The organism is Nocardia sp. NPDC004151 (assembly GCF_042874235.1).
GTDB lineage: Bacteria > Actinomycetota > Actinomycetes > Mycobacteriales > Mycobacteriaceae > Nocardia.
The window spans coordinates 671,606-688,129 of record NZ_JBIAMR010000001.1 but is presented as its reverse complement, the minus strand read 5'-3'; the positions used below and the strand labels follow the sequence as shown (position 1 = coordinate 688,129).

Annotated in this window: 14 protein-coding genes; 7 read left to right on the top strand and 7 right to left on the bottom strand. The window is 68.2% G+C overall.

Going from position 1 to position 16,524, the window contains the following annotated elements:
- The first annotated feature begins 33 nt into the window (after positions 1-33).
- Positions 34-1,524 (top strand): MFS transporter, encoded by a 1,491-nt coding sequence (locus ACFYTS_RS03145; protein ID WP_387300932.1) that lies wholly within the window; start codon positions 34-36, stop codon positions 1,522-1,524.
- Positions 1,525-1,721: 197 nt separating this feature from the next.
- On the opposite strand, the gene ACFYTS_RS03140 is transcribed toward ACFYTS_RS03145, so the two are convergent.
- Together ACFYTS_RS03140 and rfbA are read right to left on the bottom strand one after the other, a co-directional pair.
- Entirely contained in the window at positions 1,722-2,306 is a 585-nt protein-coding gene (locus tag ACFYTS_RS03140; RefSeq protein ID WP_357275193.1) for a dTDP-4-dehydrorhamnose 3,5-epimerase, read from the bottom strand.
- A 3-nt stretch (positions 2,307-2,309) separates the two neighbouring features.
- Entirely contained in the window at positions 2,310-3,185 is an 876-nt protein-coding gene (rfbA, locus tag ACFYTS_RS03135; protein WP_357275195.1) for a glucose-1-phosphate thymidylyltransferase RfbA, read from the bottom strand.
- 248 nt (positions 3,186-3,433) lie between these two features.
- Here rfbA and ACFYTS_RS03130 point away from each other — a divergent pair, with 248 nt between their 5' ends.
- Positions 3,434-4,435: an alpha/beta hydrolase gene (locus ACFYTS_RS03130; protein WP_357275197.1), complete on the top strand. Its 1,002-nt coding sequence runs from the start codon at positions 3,434-3,436 to the stop codon at positions 4,433-4,435.
- Positions 4,436-4,588: 153 nt separating this feature from the next.
- On the opposite strand, the gene ACFYTS_RS03125 is transcribed toward ACFYTS_RS03130, so the two are convergent.
- Positions 4,589-5,305 carry a hypothetical protein gene (locus ACFYTS_RS03125; RefSeq protein ID WP_357275200.1) on the bottom strand — a complete coding sequence of 239 codons (717 nt, stop codon included), beginning with the start codon at positions 5,303-5,305 and terminating at the stop codon, positions 4,589-4,591.
- Positions 5,306-5,740: 435 nt separating this feature from the next.
- Between ACFYTS_RS03125 and rfbB the strand changes: the two genes are divergently transcribed.
- Positions 5,741-6,745 carry a dTDP-glucose 4,6-dehydratase gene (rfbB, locus tag ACFYTS_RS03120; protein WP_387300929.1) on the top strand — a complete coding sequence of 335 codons (1,005 nt, stop codon included), beginning with the start codon at positions 5,741-5,743 and terminating at the stop codon, positions 6,743-6,745.
- 80 nt (positions 6,746-6,825) lie between these two features.
- Here rfbB and ACFYTS_RS03115 read toward each other — a convergent pair whose 3' ends face one another.
- On the bottom strand, positions 6,826-8,391 hold the full coding sequence (locus ACFYTS_RS03115) for a DUF2142 domain-containing protein (RefSeq protein WP_387300927.1): 1,566 nt from the start codon (positions 8,389-8,391) through the stop codon (positions 6,826-6,828).
- A complete protein-coding gene (locus ACFYTS_RS03110; RefSeq protein WP_357275206.1) occupies positions 8,388-9,359 on the bottom strand; it encodes a glycosyltransferase in 972 nt (323 codons plus the stop codon). The genes ACFYTS_RS03115 and ACFYTS_RS03110 overlap by 4 nt, the downstream gene beginning before the upstream one ends.
- 98 nt (positions 9,360-9,457) lie before the next feature.
- On the opposite strand from ACFYTS_RS03110, the gene ACFYTS_RS03105 reads away from it, so the two are divergent.
- Complete coding sequence (locus tag ACFYTS_RS03105; protein WP_357275208.1) at positions 9,458-10,006, top strand: GtrA family protein; 549 nt, start codon at positions 9,458-9,460, stop codon at positions 10,004-10,006.
- A 94-nt stretch (positions 10,007-10,100) separates the two neighbouring features.
- Positions 10,101-12,005: a glycosyltransferase gene (locus tag ACFYTS_RS03100; protein WP_357275211.1), complete on the top strand. Its 1,905-nt coding sequence runs from the start codon at positions 10,101-10,103 to the stop codon at positions 12,003-12,005.
- Between the two features lie 66 nt (positions 12,006-12,071).
- Here the strand turns inward: ACFYTS_RS03100 and ACFYTS_RS03095 are convergent, their stop codons facing one another.
- A complete protein-coding gene (locus ACFYTS_RS03095; RefSeq protein ID WP_387300924.1) occupies positions 12,072-12,920 on the bottom strand; it encodes an SDR family oxidoreductase in 849 nt (282 codons plus the stop codon).
- Between the two features lie 224 nt (positions 12,921-13,144).
- Here ACFYTS_RS03095 and ACFYTS_RS03090 point away from each other — a divergent pair, with 224 nt between their 5' ends.
- On the top strand, positions 13,145-14,320 hold the full coding sequence (locus ACFYTS_RS03090; protein WP_357275215.1) for a serine hydrolase domain-containing protein: 1,176 nt from the start codon (positions 13,145-13,147) through the stop codon (positions 14,318-14,320).
- An 11-nt stretch (positions 14,321-14,331) separates the two neighbouring features.
- Entirely contained in the window at positions 14,332-15,858 is a 1,527-nt protein-coding gene (locus ACFYTS_RS03085; RefSeq protein ID WP_387300922.1) for an alpha/beta hydrolase, read from the top strand.
- On the opposite strand, the gene ACFYTS_RS03080 is transcribed toward ACFYTS_RS03085, so the two are convergent.
- The gene (locus ACFYTS_RS03080; RefSeq protein ID WP_357275219.1) at positions 15,859-16,506 is read right to left on the bottom strand and encodes a response regulator transcription factor; all 648 of its coding nucleotides are present in this window, start codon (positions 16,504-16,506) and stop codon (positions 15,859-15,861) included.
- Positions 16,507-16,524 lie beyond the last annotated feature (18 nt).

The following is a 16,524-nucleotide window of genomic DNA, read 5'->3' as shown; positions in this document are numbered from 1 at the left end:
ATCATGCCACCGCATTAAATGCTTGTGCATTTGATGCGCACGCATGTACCGTCCTCTCTCGTGACTTCCACCGAGATCCGCCCCGCAGTGAGCGCCGCGGCCGACACCACGCAGTGGACCGCCCGGCTCTGGGGCATGCTCATCACCCTGTGCATCGTGCTGTTCCTCGACGGCCTCGACGTCTCGATGATCGGCGTCGCGTTGCCCTCGATCGGCACCGAACTCGACATCCAAACCTCCACCCTGCAGTGGCTTGTCAGCGGTTACGTGCTCGGCTACGGCGGCCTGCTGCTGCTCGGCGGCCGCACCGCCGACCTGCTGGGCCGTCGCAAGGTCTTCCTGATCGCCCTCGCCGTCTTCGCCCTGGCCTCGCTGGCCGGCGCGCTGGTGAGCTCGCCGGCGCTGCTCATCCTGACCCGCTTCGTGAAGGGCCTGGCCGCCGCGTTCACCGCGCCCACCGGCCTGTCCATCATCACCACGAACTTCCCGGAGGGACCGGCCCGCAACAAGGCGCTGTCCATCTACACCGTCTTCGGCGCGGGCGGTTACTCCATGGGCCTGCTGTTCGGCGGCCTGATGACCGGGCTCGGCTGGCGCTGGACCTTCCTGCTGCCCGTCCCGATCGCGCTCGCCGCCCTGGCCGCCGCGTATGTCCTGGTCCCCAAGGACAAGCCCGCCGAAGAGGGCGGCCACGACCTGCTCGGCGCGCTGCTGTCCACCGCCACCATGCTGCTTCTGGTCTACACCGTCGTCTCCGCGCCCGCCGCGGGCTGGGCCTCGGTCCGCACGATCGGCTCGTTCGTCGCCTGCGCCGTGCTCGCCGCCGCCTTTGTCTACGTCGAGAACAAGGTGCGCTACCCGCTCGTCCGCCTGGGCATCCTGCGCAAGGGCACCCTGGTCCGGGCCAGCCTGGCCATCATCGCGGTCGGCGGCTCGTACTTCAGCTGGCAGTTCATCACCACCCTGTACCTGCAGGACACCCTCGGCTGGTCGCCGCTGAAGTTGGCGCTCGCGCTGCTGCCGGTCGGTCTGCTGGTGGTCGCCTCGGCCTTCGTCTCCGACAAGCTGGTCGACCGCTTCGGCACCGGCCCGATCATCGCGATCACCATGGTGATCATGGGCATCGGCTACCTGCTGTACCTGCGCATCGACACCGCGCCGGACTACCTCACGGTGCTGCTGCCCGCGGTGCTGCTGGTCGGTATCGGCTGGGTCGGCTTCCCGGCCATCAACATTCAGGCCACCAGCGGTATCGACGACGACGAACAGGGCCTGGCGGCCGGTGTGCTGCAGACCGCCATGCAGGTCGGCGCGGCCATCGTGCTCGCGGTGACCACCGCCATCGTCACCTCGTCGGTGCCCAGCCACCCGACCCCGGCCACCATGCTCGACACCTACCGGCCGGGCCTGCAGTTCGCGGCCGGCGTCGCCATCGTCGGTGCCCTGGTCGCGCTCACGGCCTTCCTGCCGAAGGTCCGGGCTCGCCGGGCGGACCGCGACGCGGAGGTCGAACTGGTCGGCTGACGCTTGTGGTGACTCCGCCCGCAGCTCACACGGGCGGAGCCGTCAAAGAAATCGGGGCGCATCGCATTACGCGATGCGCCCCGATGACGTATCTGACGTGTCCGCTGATTCGGTGACGGTTGGGGTAACTCATCGGGGACGGCCAAAATCGGTTCGGCACCCAACCGCCGGCCCGCATGCATGACCGGCGACGGCTCTCAGCCGTGCGCTGAAGTTCCGGGGAGGCGGGGGAGCTCCGCCAGGCGCGGAGCCGCGGCGTCCTTGTCGGAGCGGACGAAGGTGAGCGGCTCGCCGTCGCGGCCCACGGTCGGCCAGGCGATGGCCAGGTCCGGGTCGAAAGCGTCCAGGTCCCGGTCGAATTCGGGGGAGTACTCCAGCGAGCACAGGTAGTTCACGGTGGAGTTGTCCTCGAGCGACAACAGCGCGTGCCCCAGGCCCTCGGCCAGGAACACCGACTTGCGCTCCACATCGTCGATCACCACCGCGTCCCAGGTTCCGAAGGTCGGGGAGTCGCGGCGCAGGTCGACCACCACGTCCAGGAACGCGCCGCGCACGCAGGTCACGTATTTGGCCTGGCCGGGCGGGGTCTCGGTGTAGTGGATGCCGCGCAGCACGCCCGCCGCCGACGTGGAGATATTGACCTGCAGCAGATCGAAGGGCCGGCCCGTCGCCTTCTCGAACTCCGAGGCCTTGAACGACTCGTAGAAGACGCCGCGGTCGTCTCCGTGCAGCCGGGGGGTGAACTCCCACGCACCCGGCACCGACAGTTCCCGAATCCGCATTGCCTACTCCCAGGTTCGCCCGTGGCCCAGCAGGTCCATCAGGTACTTTCCATAGCCCGAGCGCACCAGGGGTTCGGCCAGCCGGGCGAGTTGATCGTCGTCGATGAAGCCGAGTCGCCAGGCCACCTCTTCCGGCACGCCGATCTTCAGACCCTGGCGTTCCTCGATGGTGCGCACGTAGTTGGCCGCGTCCAGCAGGGAGTCGAAGGTGCCGGTGTCGAGCCAGGCGGTGCCGCGGGCCAGTACCTGCACGTGCAGGCGGCCCTGCTCCAGGTAGGCGCGGTTGACGTCGGTGATCTCGTATTCGCCGCGGTCCGAGGGCTTCAGGTCGCGGGCGATGGCCAGCACGTCGTTGTCGTAGAAGTACAGCCCCGGGATGGCGTAGTTGGAGCGCGGGCGGGCCGGCTTCTCCTCGATGGAAATGGCCCGGCCGTCGGCGAATTCGACCACGCCGTAGGCGGTGGGGTCGGAGACCCGGTAGGCGAAGACCGCGCCGCCGTCGAGGTTGTGGAAGGTCTGCAGCTGGGTGCCCAGGCCTGGTCCATGGAAGATGTTGTCGCCCAGCACCAGTGCCGCGCTGTCGTTGCCGATGTGATCGGCGCCGAGTACGAAGGCGCGGGCCAGGCCGTCGGGCTCGGGCTGCACCACGTAGGAGATGTTCACCCCGAAGCGGCTGCCGTCGCCGAGCAGCCGGGTGAAGGCGTCCGCGTCCTCGGGGGTGGTGATCACCAGGATGTCCCGGATCCCCGCCAGCATGAGGGTGGACAGGGGGTAGTACACCATCGGTTTGTCGTACACCGGGACCAGCTGTTTGCTCACCCCGCGCGTGATCGGGTGCAACCGCGATCCGGTGCCCCCGGCCAGGATGATTCCGCGCATGTCACGACAGTCTGCCAGTTCTGCCGGGAACCGTGGCGGTCAGGTTCCGACTGGACCTCGGATCGATCACGCCCGTTTACCAGCGGACGAATCCGGCGATAACTGTTGCGTAGGTCACGTTCCCATGGTGTTCTGAAATAACGCTATGTGAGATGTCAGCGCCGACTCTCCGCGCGCCGGGTGCCGAGCCAACCAATCGGTCCTTCCGGTCGAACGGCTCGGCGCGCCAACAACGAGGTAGGTGCGCGATGGCATTGCCCTATGACGGGACCGCTGTGGCCCGCGACGAAGTCGAGAACCCGGACCGTATCAGCGCCGCCGCGCGCACCCTGACCGCATTCTCCCGTACCGTGATCCGGCCCGCCGGTGACCGCGCCACGGTCACCGTGGGCTCGATGCCGGTCGTCAGCACCGTGATCAACAGCCTCGCCAAACTGCGCCCCACCCCGCGCGGCGTGGAACGGGAGGAAGTGCGGCTCGAGGGCTTCCGCATCGAGATCGTGCGGCCCGCCGGGGCGAGCAAGTCACTGCGCGACGGCGCGGTGCTGTACATGCACGGCGGCGGCTTCTTCCTGTGCGGACTCGACACCCACCGCCCGGTGGTCGCGTCCCTCGCCCGGCGCACCGGACTGCCGGTGGTCAGCGTGGAATACCGGCAGCTGCCCAAGACCGACATCTCCGGATCCGTCGACGACTGCCTCACCGCCTACAAATGGCTGCTGGCACACGGGGTTCCGGCCGGCCGGGTGGTGTTCGCGGGCGACTCCGCCGGTGGCTACATGACCTTCGCGACCGCCCTGCGCGCCCGCGACACCGGACTCCCGGTCCCGGCCGGCCTGGTCGGGCTGAGCCCCGCGCTGGACCTGGACTGCACCGAGAAGCGCGCCCACCCCAACTACCACCGCGACGCGCTGATCCCGTTGTCCGCCTTGGAATCCGTGGTGAAGATCGGCGCGGAGGTCGACGGCCGCCTGGATCCCCGGATGTCGCCGGTCAACAATGTGCTCGCGGGCCTGCCGCCCGCCCTGCTCATCATCGCCGAGGACGAGGTGCTGCGCCGCGACAGCGAGGTGATGGCGCAGCGGATGGCCCAGTCGGGTGTGCCCGCCACGCTGGAGATCTGGCGCGGCCAGGTGCACGCGTTCCCGGCCATCTTCCCCAACATGCCCGAGAGCCGGGCCGCCCTGGCACACGTGGCGCGGTTCGTCCGCGAACGCGTCGAATCCGGAAGCATCGCCCGCACCGCGTGAATCGGTGATGCGCACAGCGTGATTCGATGATGTGGGGCTCGGGGCACAGACCTCGGGCCCCACATCCCCGAACAACGCGAAACCCCCCGCCCGGATGACCCGGGCGGGGGGTTTCGACGTACAGCGCGCAGTTACTCGGCCGGGGCCGACGTATTACTTGGCCGGAGCCGGGGAGATGTGCGGGCCGTTGATGGTGGTGAAGTACTGGATCGCGGCGGCGATGGCGACCGGCGCGGTGATCAGCAGCTGACCGGCGATGGTGCCCAGGAAGCCGATGGTCGAGGCGCCGACGAGGCAGCCGATGACCGGGCCGGCGCCGAAGAGCGCGGCCAGCGGGGCGGAAGCCAGACCGGCGACACCGAAGCCGAGGACGCAGCCGACGGCCGCGGCGCCCAGGCCACCGACGAGGGTCGCGACGGTGGCGCCCAGCGCGATGGTGTCCTTCATGCGGTTCCAGGCGGCCTGCTCACGGTCGTAGTCCGACTTCCACGGAGCCTGGTCCTCGTAGGGGAGGGCGACGTCCTTCACGTTCTGCGGCGTGTAGGTCGCGTGGTCCATGTCGTACTGCGGGGTCAGGGTCGCGGTGTGGTCGGAGATCTCCGCCGCGATCGGGAAGGTGAAGTCGTCCACCTGCAGCTTCAGCGGCATGCCGGCGACGATGTTGCCGTTGGCGGCCTTGATAACGAAGTTGCCGTTCTCGACAGCCATCGAGCCCGCGTCGGTACGGATGATGGTGTTGGTCTCGGAGGTGGTGGCGGTGTAGTTGATCGCACCGGCCTCCTCGGCGGGGGCGGCGTTCACGGTGCCGGCGGTGACGGCCATGGCAGCGGACACCAGCGCCGCGGTGGCGGCGAATTTCCTCATCAGCATTTGTAGAAACCTCATCGAAGAGCTCGGGGGGACAACACGAATCGAAATCGAGGACAGCTAACGAGCGGTGAACCCGTTGTGACCGTTCGTTCAAATTCTGTTCACCAAGTCGATCGCGCGGTTCGTAAGGTAGGGGAAAAGTGCTGCATAGGAAAGGTTTTCGCGCAGATATACGATCGCCGCAATCGTTACCTCAGCGGATCCTTGTGACGAAGGTCACACGCGTCATTGGCGCAGTCGTGACCTTGCGTGCCCGAATGTCGCGGTCGGAGCACCGAATTGCGAAATGTAGACCGAGCGGCCCCCTTTCAATTAAGTGTATTTGTTTCAACGGGATGACCGATTCCGCGCACACGGGTCGCCCAGCGGGTGTAGGGGATCGCAACTTTCCGGACCCACCGCCGAGGTTCGCCGCGGCCGTCGTAGTGTTTCGGTGTGCGATTGCTCGTAACCGGCGGGGCCGGCTTCATCGGCGCGAACTTCGTTCACCAGACGGTGACGCGGCGCGCGGGTGTCCACGTGACCGTGCTGGACAAACTCACCTATGCGGGCAACCGCGCCTCACTCGACCCGGTCGCGGACCGAATCGAGTTCGTGCACGGCGACATCGCCGATACCGCGCTGGTGGATCGCCTGGTCGGGGGTGTGGACGCGGTGGTGCATTTCGCCGCCGAATCACACAACGACAATTCGCTGGCCGACCCGTGGCCGTTTGTCCAGACCAATATCGTCGGCACCTATTCGCTGCTCCAGGCCGTGCGCCGCCACCAGGTGCGCTACCACCACATCTCGACCGACGAGGTGTACGGCGACCTGGAACTCGACGATCCGGCGGCATTCGATCAGAACACGCCCTACAACCCGTCGAGTCCCTATTCGGCCACCAAGGCCTCCAGTGACATGCTGGTCCGCGCCTGGGTGCGTTCCTTCGGGGTGCGGGCCACAATCTCCAACTGCTCCAACAACTATGGGCCCTACCAGCATGTGGAGAAGTTCATCCCGCGTCAGATCACCAATCTGATCGACGGCGTCCGGCCCCGCCTCTACGGCGCCGGACATCAGGTGCGGGACTGGATTCACGTGGACGACCACAACAGCGCGGTCTGGGAAATCCTGGAGCGCGGGCGAATCGGCCAGACCTATCTGATCGGCGCCGACGGCGAACGCGACAACAAGTCCGTGGTGGAGCTGATCCTGGAGGCATTCGGCCGCGCCGCGGACGATTTCGATCACGTCACCGATCGCCCCGGCCACGATCTGCGCTACGCCATCGACGCCTCGCTGCTACGCACCGAACTGGGCTGGGAACCCGAGTATCGGGACTTCCGCAAGGGCCTGGAAGCCACCATCGACTGGTATCGGGACAACGAATCCTGGTGGCGGCCACAGAAGGCCGCGACCGAATCCGCGTACGCCGACGCGGGCGAAAAGGTGATCTAGACGGTCCTGACCGACCCGAAACAGCAACGCCGGGGCAATTCGCCCCGGCGTTGATCGTTGCAGGTCACGGATGTTTCGGGTCAGCCCCAGACCAGAGTGGAGTACTTCACCACGGCCGCGATCAGCGCCACCGACGTCGCCGTCACCACCGTGAACGCCGCCGCCCGCGCCGGCACCCGGCCCGCGGCGTCGGCGAGCCGCAAGGGCACCCAGCGCAACAGCACCGCCAGGCCCAGCACCGCGAGCGGCACGAAGTAGCGGCCCTGCACGCCGTCGATGATGAAGTAGCCGACCGGCGTGAAGGACATGTACAGCGTCACGTAGATCATGGCCACGCTGGCCGCGATGGTCAGCAGCACCAGCCAGGTCCGCTTGCGGTCCGCGCCGGTCGGCGAGAAGCGCTCGGCCGCACCGAGGCTCATGCCGAAGGCGAGCAGCGCCGCCAGGATGGTGAGGGCGGGCACCTCCACGTAGGAGAAGCCGAGCTCACCGAAGAACTGGGTGAACCAGTGCTGGTCGCGGCGGGCGATGCTGTCGCCGAAGATCCGCAGGAAGTGGAACGGATCGCTGAGGATGCCGTGCAGCTGGTCGCCGGGGCGCACCGTACCCCACTGCTTCTCGGGCCGCATCAGGCTCATGCCGTCACCGGTCGGGGCGGCGATCTTCATCCAGCCCGCGAAGGACACCGCGCCGAGCCCTGCGGCCGCCCACGGCAGCACCCGCTGCCACACCGCGACCCGCTCGCCGTCGCCGAAACCGAAGCGGCGGGCCGGGATCAGCACGGTGAGCATGGCGATCAGCACATAGGTCGGCTTGCAGACCGGCAGCAGCACGGTGGTGGCCAGCGCGGCCACCGTCTCCGGCTTGCTCAGCCGCTCACCGAGGAACAGGGCCTTCACCACCAGCGCCGACACCAGCAGGGCGAGCGCGTTGGTGACGGTGTCCGCGGTGACGGTCCCCGCCTGGAACAGCGCGATCGGCAGCACCGCGACGGTGAAGGCCAGCCACTGCACCCGGTGCCCGCGCAGCACCCGCAGCGCGAATCCGACGATCAGCAGGTAGGCGAGCAGTCCGGCCCAGCGGGTGGCCAGCACCATGCCGCCGACGTTCAGGTCGAGAGCCTCGGCGATCCGGATCCCGGCCGCGGGCGGCAGGTACGGGATCGGGGAGTAGGCCGCGGTGTTGGTGAACCACACCGGCGTGGTGTCCGCCGAGACGGCGGCCGAGCCGAGCTGGTCGTAGACGTGCGGGTCCAGGACCATGGGCTCCGGCTCGTCCGGGTTGTCCTGGTAGTCGACGAAGGCGTAGCTCATCAGCGCGTCGATGCTGACCGGCACGTCGCCGCCCCAGGCCGGGCCGCGGTCGTCGTGGATCTTCTGCGGCAGGAACCCGCCGTGCGCGACCTGATAGGCGCGTCCGAACTGGGTGATCTCGTCGTGGCCCCAGAACGGGGGCGTGAGCACCGACCACACCGCGCCGAAGACGCCCGCGATGAGCAGAAAAGCCACGGCAGCCGAACCGAATCGGCGTTCGACGCCGATCGCGGCGCGACGCAGCCCGGCGGTCTTCGGCTCGGGCTGCGCGGCCGTGGCCTCGGATTCGGCGGGGATCTTCTCGGGTGCCGCGATGGTGGTGCTCTCCGTCATCGAACGGGACCGCCGGAGTGGCCGCCGGGTTCGGTCTCGCCGACCGCGGCGTACCGCAGGTACATCAGGCGGGCCGCCTCGTGCCGGGAGCGGCGGATGCCGTCCAGGATCAGGCCGGCGGTCCAGGCCAGGCTGCCGAGCAGCAGCAGGGTGAAACCGAGGAACAGGGTCGGGAAGCGCGGGACCTGGTGGGTCTCGTAGAACTCGATCACTATCGGCGTGATGAGCACCAGCGAGACCAGCCAGGACAGCGTGCCGAACAGGCCGTAGAAGGCGACCGGCCGCTCGTGCCGGGCCAGGCCGACGATCAGGCGCAGGATCTTGAAGCCGTCGCTGTAGGTGCGCAGCTTGGATTCGCTGCCCGCGGGCCGGTCCCGGAAGCCGACCGGCACGGCGGTCTGCGGGACGCCCAGGTGCTGCGAATGCACGGTCAGTTCGGTCTCGATCTCGAACTCGCGCGACACCGCGGGGAACGACTTCACGAAGCGGCGGGAGAAGACCCGGTAGCCGCTGAGCATGTCCTCGACGTTCTCGCCGAACACCTTGCCGACCACGCCGTTGAGCACCTTGTTGCCGGTCTCGTGTCCGGCCCGGTACGCCGACCCGGCCTCGACCTCGCGGCGCACGCCCAGCACGTGGTCGTAGGGGCCCGCGAGCAGGGTGCGGATCATCTCCGGCGCGGCGGCGGCGTCGTAGGTGTCGTCGCCGTCGACCATCAGATAGACATCGGCCTCGATATCGGCGAAAGCGCGGCGCACCACATTGCCCTTGCCCTTGCGGTTCTCGGTGCGCACGATCGCCCCGGCCGCGCGCGCCTTATCGGCGGTGGCGTCGGTGCTCAGGTTGTCGTAGACGTAGACGACTATGCCCGGGACGGCGGCCTGCAGGTCGGTGACGACCTTCGCGACGGCGGCCTCTTCGTTGTGACACGGCACGATGGCGGCTATACGAAGCTCGGTGGAGTCCACCCGGTCAATCCTCTGATCGGAGGCGAATATGAACACCGGGGAGGGTACCCGACCGTCACAGATATATGGGTGCTGCGGGGTTGGGGTACCGTCGGCCGGTGTCTGCGAACGAGTCCACGGCGGAACAGGAAGACCTCGGAAAGCCCGGGGTCAACACCGGCAACGGACGCGCCGGCATATCGCCGAATACTTCCCTGACCGGGAAGGTCCGGGCCCTGCTGCAGCGCGGCGGGGCCTTCCTGGTGGTCGGTGCGATCGGCTTCGTGGTCGACGCGGGCACCTACAACCTGCTGGTCTTCCTGGGCGGTGAGGGGCCGTTGTTCCGTCTCCCGCTGGTCGCCAAGATCATCGCGATCGGCGTGGCCACGGTGGTCACCTATTTCGGCAACAAGTGGTGGACCTACTCCGATCACGACGGCGATACCGGGGCGCGGCACATCCTCACCTATGCCGCGCTGAATGTGATGGCCATCGGACTGCAATTGGGCTGTCTGGGCTTCTCCCGCTATGTGCTGGGGCTGGACAGTCCATTGGCGGACAACGTTTCCGGCACGCTGATCGGCCAGGCCGTGGCCATGGGCTTCCGATTCTGGGCCTACGGGAAATTCGTCTTCACCAATCCGGCCTCGGGAACGAATAACGCCTGACACTGATAGTGTCGGGCCGCCGAGCGTGACAGTGGCGGTGCGACCACGTCGGATGAGCCGGTGTCTAGAGTATTCAAAGGATGTCGAGGGATTCATGGATGCGTCGGCTGGGCAGGCCGTGACCGAAACCGAGGATCGGAAGGCGACCGGGGAGGCCCCCGCCTCCCTGCGCGCGGAACATGCCGCGCCGGATCGGCTGGTGCTGGCCCGCGGGATCTTCACCGGTCCCGCCCCCAAGATCAGCGACGACCTGTACGCGGTGGCCAAGGGCAAGGTCACCCGGGAACGGCGGACCCTGCGCCTGGAGAAGGGCGCGTCGGTCAATACCAACACCTATTTCGGGCGCTTCGCCGCCGCCTACTGGCAGCGTTGGACGACGGTCACCGAGGTCGAAGTGGGCCTGACCCTCGAGGTGACCGGCAAGGTGCGGGTGCGGCTGGCCGCCTCCGACATCGCCGGACACCGCCGGGTGGTGGACACCGCCGTGATCAAGGAGACCGGCCGGGTGACGCTGCTCGCCCCGCTGGACATGTACGTCGACGGCGGTGCGATCTGGCTGGAGATCGAGGCGCTCGGCGGTGAGGCCGTGATCACCGATCTGGAGTGGACCGCGGCCGCGCCCGAGCAGGTGCGCCCGGTGGCCATCGCCATCTGCACCTTCAACCGGGCCCAGGACTGCGCGAATACCGTTGCGGCACTGGCCTCCGACGCGACCGTGCTGTCGCTCATCGACGCCGTGTACGTGGTCGACCAGGGCACCGACCTGGTGCAGGACCAGGCGCTGTTCACCGAGACCCAGCCCAGGTTCGGCGACAAGCTGCGCTACATCCGGCAGCCCAACCTCGGCGGCGCGGGTGGTTTCACCCGCGGCCTCTACGAGGTGTCGGGCGCCAACGAGCACGCCGACGTCATCCTCATGGACGACGACATCCTGTGCGAGCCGGAAACGGTGTTGCGGCTCAACGCCTTCGCCAATCTGACCGTGGAACCCACCCTGGTGGGCGCGCAGATGCTGTTCCTGTTCAACCCCGACTTCCTCAATGTCGGTGCGGAGGAGACGAATCTGGGCAAGCTGCGCCACGGCCAGAAGGTGGCCAAGGCGCTGCGCAACACCTCCATGCTGAAGAAGCACCAGGAACGCCGCGTCGACGCCGGCTATCAGGCCTGGTGGACCTGCCTGATCCCGGCCGAGGTGGTCAAGAAGATCGGGCTGCCGGTGCCGATCTTCTTCCAGTGGGACGACGTGGAATACGGCCTGCGCGCGCGGGAGAACGGTTTCGTCACCGTCACCCTGCCCAATGCCGCCGTGTGGCACGCCGACTTCTACTGGAAGGACTTCGACGACTGGGCGCGCTACTTCTCCTCGCGCAACTCGCTCATCGTGTCTTCCCTGCACCACGACCTGGATAGCAAGGCGATCACTCGCCAGCTGTTCCGTGAGATCGCCGAGTACCTGGTCGGCATGCAGTACGGCCTGGCGCACACCACCCTGCAGGGCATCGAGGACTACCTGAAGGGCCCGGAGACGCTGCGCGACGGCGGCATCGAGGCGCTGGCCAAGGCCCGCGGCTCCCGCTCCGACTACCCGGAGACCGCCAAGCACCCCGCGGCCACCTCCCCGGTTCCCAACGCCCACCTGCACGTCCGCCGCGCGGGCGGCGAGCCCAGCCACCCGCTGCTGGTGCTCTACAAGCGCGCGCTCAACCAGTGGACCGGCCGTGTCATTCCGGGCCCCGTCGCGGTCACCCGCGAGGACGCCCACTGGTGGCACGTCGGTCTGTTCAACCACGTGGTCGTCACCGATGCCTCGCAGTCCGGTGTCCGAGTTCGCGTGCGCGACAAGGAAACCGCCCGCCGTCTGTTGATCCGCACCTACCGGGTGCTGCGTCAGCTCCGCAAGGAGCTGCCGGACCTGCAGCGCCGCTGGCGGGGCGCGATGCCGGAGCTGACCAGTCGAGAGAACTGGGAACGTCTCTACGGAATCGACAAGACCGCTTGATATTCGGCTGAACATGGCCCGGGACATCGTGTCCCGGGCCATGTTTCATTTCCGCGGCGGCTGAGGTCAGAGGAACAGGTCGGTGGTGAGGGGGCCGTCGCCCGGAGTGACGCGGTACTTGTCCAGGTCGGTGATGCCGTGTGCCGCAAGGACTTCGTCGTCGATGAAGAAGTTCCCGGTGGTGTCCTTGGCGGGGGAGGTGAGCACCAGGTAGGCGGCGTCGGCGTAGATGTCGGGGGTGCGGGAGGTGGAGATCATCTCCTCGCCGCCGAGCAGGTTCTGGACGGCCGCGGTGGCGATGGTGGTGCGCGGCCACAGGGAGTTCACGCCGATGCCGTACTTGCGCAGCTCCTCGCTCAAACCCAGCGTGGTGAGCGACATTCCGTACTTGGCGATGGTGTAGCCCAGGGCCATGCCCGCCCACTTGGGGTCCAGGTTGAGCGGCGGTGACAATGTCAGGATGTGCGGATTGCGCCCGGCCTGAGCGGAATCCCGCAGTGCGGGGATGCTGAGCTTGGACAGCAGGAAGCTGCCGCGGCAGTTGATGTCCTGCATGAGGTCGTACTTCTTCATGGGCAGCAGCTCGGTGGGGGAGATGTCGATGGCCGAGGCGTTGTTCACCACCATGTCGATGCCGCCGAACCGCTCCTGCGTCTGCCGTACCGCGTCGGCGACGGCCTCGTCATCGCGCACGTCGCCGAGGTATTTGAGGACGGTGCCGCCCGCGGTCTCCAGTTCGGCGGCCGCGGTATGAATGGTGCCGGGCAGTTTCGGGTGTGGCACATCGGTTTTCGCGATGATGGTGATGTTCGCGCCGTCCGCGGCCGCCCGCTTGGCGATCTCGAGCCCGATTCCGCGACTGCCACCCGACATGATCATGGTCCGACCTGCCAGCGGCTTCCGTGCTCCGGTCATGGATCCACTCCTCTTCTGCTGTTGTCGCCCTGAATCCGATCATCCGCGCCTGACCGGGCCGGCGGGCCGGAACTCTCGCATCTCGGGCAGTAGTGCTGGCACTACCAAGCGCCTGGCCGCCGACACGACCACGATCCGGGTGCTCGGGGCATGGGCCGCACCCGAGCGCGTCCTTACCCTCGAAAGGGCCGGAAAACCCGGTCTGAACAGGAGGAATATCTTCCATGAGTGGATTGCGGCGGCCACGCGGGCGGGCTCTGCTGGCCGGTGTCGGGGTCCTGGCCGTCCTCGCGGCCCAGGCGTGCGGCACCGACCCCGGGAGCGGTGAACCCGCTCGCAAGGAGCTCTATCGCACCGTCACCCGGGCCCTGGACGGCGTGGTCCGCGGCGGCTTCCCGGGCGCGCAGGTCGTGTTCGACGGACCGGACGGTCATCACGTGCTCACGGCGGGCGTAGGTGACCTGAGCACCGGTGCGCTGATCCCCGAGGATGCGCGGGTACGGATCGGCAGCAATACCAAGACCTTCGTCGCCACCGTGGTGCTGCAGCTGGTGGGCGAGGGCACAGTCGAACTGGACGCCCCGATAGAGCGCTATCTACCGGGCGTGGTGCGAGGCAACGGCAATGACGGCAACCGCGTCACGGTCCGGCAGCTGCTGCAGCACACCAGCGGCCTGCCCGAATACCTGGCGGGCCGCGACCCCGCCGCGCCCGGGTCCGGGCAGTTGACCGCCGATTCCGATCAACTCCGCCGGTCCCACTACGAACCGGCGGACCTGGTCCGCATCGCCATGGCCATGCCGCCGCAATTCGAGCCCGGCGCGCGCTCGGTCTACACGAATACCAACTACATCCTGCTCGGCATGTTGATCCAGCAGGCCACCGGTCGCCCGGCCGCCGCCGAGGTCGAGCGCCGCATCCTGGAGCCGCTGGGCCTGCGCGACACCTACTTCCCGAACTCGCGCGAGACCGGGATCCGGGGACCGCATCCGCGCGGATACCACGAAATCGACGGCCGCCGAGAGGACTTCACCGAGCTGGACCCGTCCTGGGCCGATACCGCGGGCGCGATGATCGCCACGCCCGCCGACCTGAACCGCTTCTTCACCGCCCTGCTCGCCGGGAAACTACTGCCCGCGGCCCAATTGGCGGAGATGAAGCGGACGGTCCCCTGGGATCGCGGCGAACCCGGTTCCGGCTACGGGCTCGGACTGATCCACCACGCGAGCTCGTGCGGCAAGGAGGTGTGGGGTCACGGCGGCAGCATTCCCGGCTTCGGCACCCACACCGGTGTGGCCGCCGACGGCACCGCCGTGGTGGTCACCGTCAACCAGCTCCTGGCCGACCGGGCCGCTTCCGAGGTCGTGACCAAGGTCTTCGACTCCGCCTTCTGCTCGTGAGAGGAACCTCCGTGCGTTTTCGCGAGATCGCCCGCACTCGACGGGGCTTGGCCGCGCTGGCGGTGACCGGGCTGGCGGCGGGAGCCGCGCTCACCACGGCCGCCGTCACCGAGCCTCCTGCCGCCGCGGCGCCCCTGGACCGCTACTACCACCAGCAGCTCGACTGGAACTCCTGCGACATTCCGGAACTCGACGGTATGGGCGGGCAGTGCGCCGATATCACCGTGCCGCTGAATTACGCCGAGCCGCAGGGCCGTACGACCACCGTCGCCATCTCCCGTATTCCCGCCACCGACCCGGCGCGACGGCGCGGCGTCGTGCTGTCGAATCCGGGTGGTCCCGGTGGCGCGGGCCTGGACTACTTCGTGGAGACCAGCAAGGCCCTGACTCCCGAGGTCCGCGCCCGCTACGACCTCATCGGCATGGATCCCCGCGGCGTGGGCCGGTCCGACGCCGTGAACTGCCACTGGCCGACCGGCTTCGGATTGCAGTTCGCGGGAGTCGACGCCAAGGGTTTCGCCGAATCCGTCGCGACCCAGTCCGATCTGGCGGCGCGGTGCGCGGCCGCCGAGGGAGATCGGCTGCCGCACATGACCACTCGCAATACCGCCCGCGACATGGACGTCATCCGCACCGTGCTCGGTGAAAGCCGGATCAACTACGTGGGCACCTCGTACGGCACCTACCTCGGTGCGGTGTACATGCAGATGTTCCCGGACCGGTCCGACCGCATGGTGCTCGACGGCAGTGTCGACCCCGACCGCTACGGCGTGGTCGGCATGGTGCAGGACATGGGCGCGCCCAATGAGGCCGCGCTCGACGCCTGGGCGGCCTGGACCGCCGAACGCGACGGTGAATACCACCTCGGCGCGACCGCGGCCGCCGTCCGTGACCTGGTCCAGCGGCTCATCGCGCGCGCCGCGACCCAGCCCATCCGGATCGGCGACTTCGACGTCGACGCGCACTCCCTGCCCCTGGTGCTCTACATCGCCTTCGACTCCCCGCAGAACTACGGCCGTGCCGCACAACAGGTCCGGGAACTGGCCGACGCCGCCGACGGGCAGCGGGTCGAGCCGGACGAGAACCTGGCGGGCAGCCTGGCCGTGATACTGCGCGCCCAGCCGCGCGACATGTCACCGTCGATGGCGGTGCTCTGCGGCGATGTCGGCGCGCCCCGCGATCCGGCCTGGTACTGGCGCAACCTCGAGGCCTCCCGCGCCACCCAGCCGGTCTTCGGGGCACTGGCGAACAACATCACGCCGTGCGCGTTCTGGGCCCCGCCCGCCGAATCACCCACGGCCATCGCCAATGCGGCGCCCACCCTGATCGTCCAGGCCACCGGCGACACCCGCACCAGCTACGGCGGCGCGCTCGCCATGCACCGGGCGCTGACCGGCTCCCGCATGGTGACATTGCAGGACGTCGGCATCCATTCGATCCTGGGCCGCTACCCGAACGCCTGCGTCTACGACGCCGTGAACACCTACCTGGCGGACGGCGTCCTGCCGGCCTCCGACCTCACCTGCCGCGACGAGTGATCAGCCGGCGTTCAGATAGGCGAGGACGGCCAGCACCCGCCGGTGCCCCACCTCGTCGGCGAACAGCCCCAGCTTGGCGAAGATGCTCCGAATGTGTTTGAGCACAGCGCCTTCGGTGACCACGAGGCGCTCGGCGATGGTGGCATTGTCGAGCCCCTCGGCCATGAGCGCCAGCACCTCCCGCTCACGCGGGGTGAGGCCCGCCAGCGGATCGTCGGTCTTGCGCCGCACCAGCAGTTGGGAGATCACCTCGGGATCCATGGCGGTCCCGCCCTCGGCGACCCGGCGCAGCGAATCCAGGAAGCGATCCACCTTCCCGACCCGCTCCTTGAGCAGATATCCGATCCCGCCCGCCCCGTCGCCGAGCAGTTCGGCGGCGTAGCTGTCCTCGACCCAGGCCGAGAGCACCAGGACCGGCAGGCCGGGATGAATCTGCCTGGCGCGCACCGCTGCCCGTAGTCCGTCGTCGGTGTAGGTGGGAGGCATCCGTACATCCACCACCACCGCGTCGGGCCGGTCGGCCGTGACCACCCGCAGGAAATCGTCGGCATTGTCGACCGCCGCGACCACGTCGATACCGGCGGTCTTCAACAACAGCGCCAGTCCCTCGCGCAGCAGCGCGTCGTCCTCGGCGATCACCACCCGCATGACGCCATCACCCGCTCA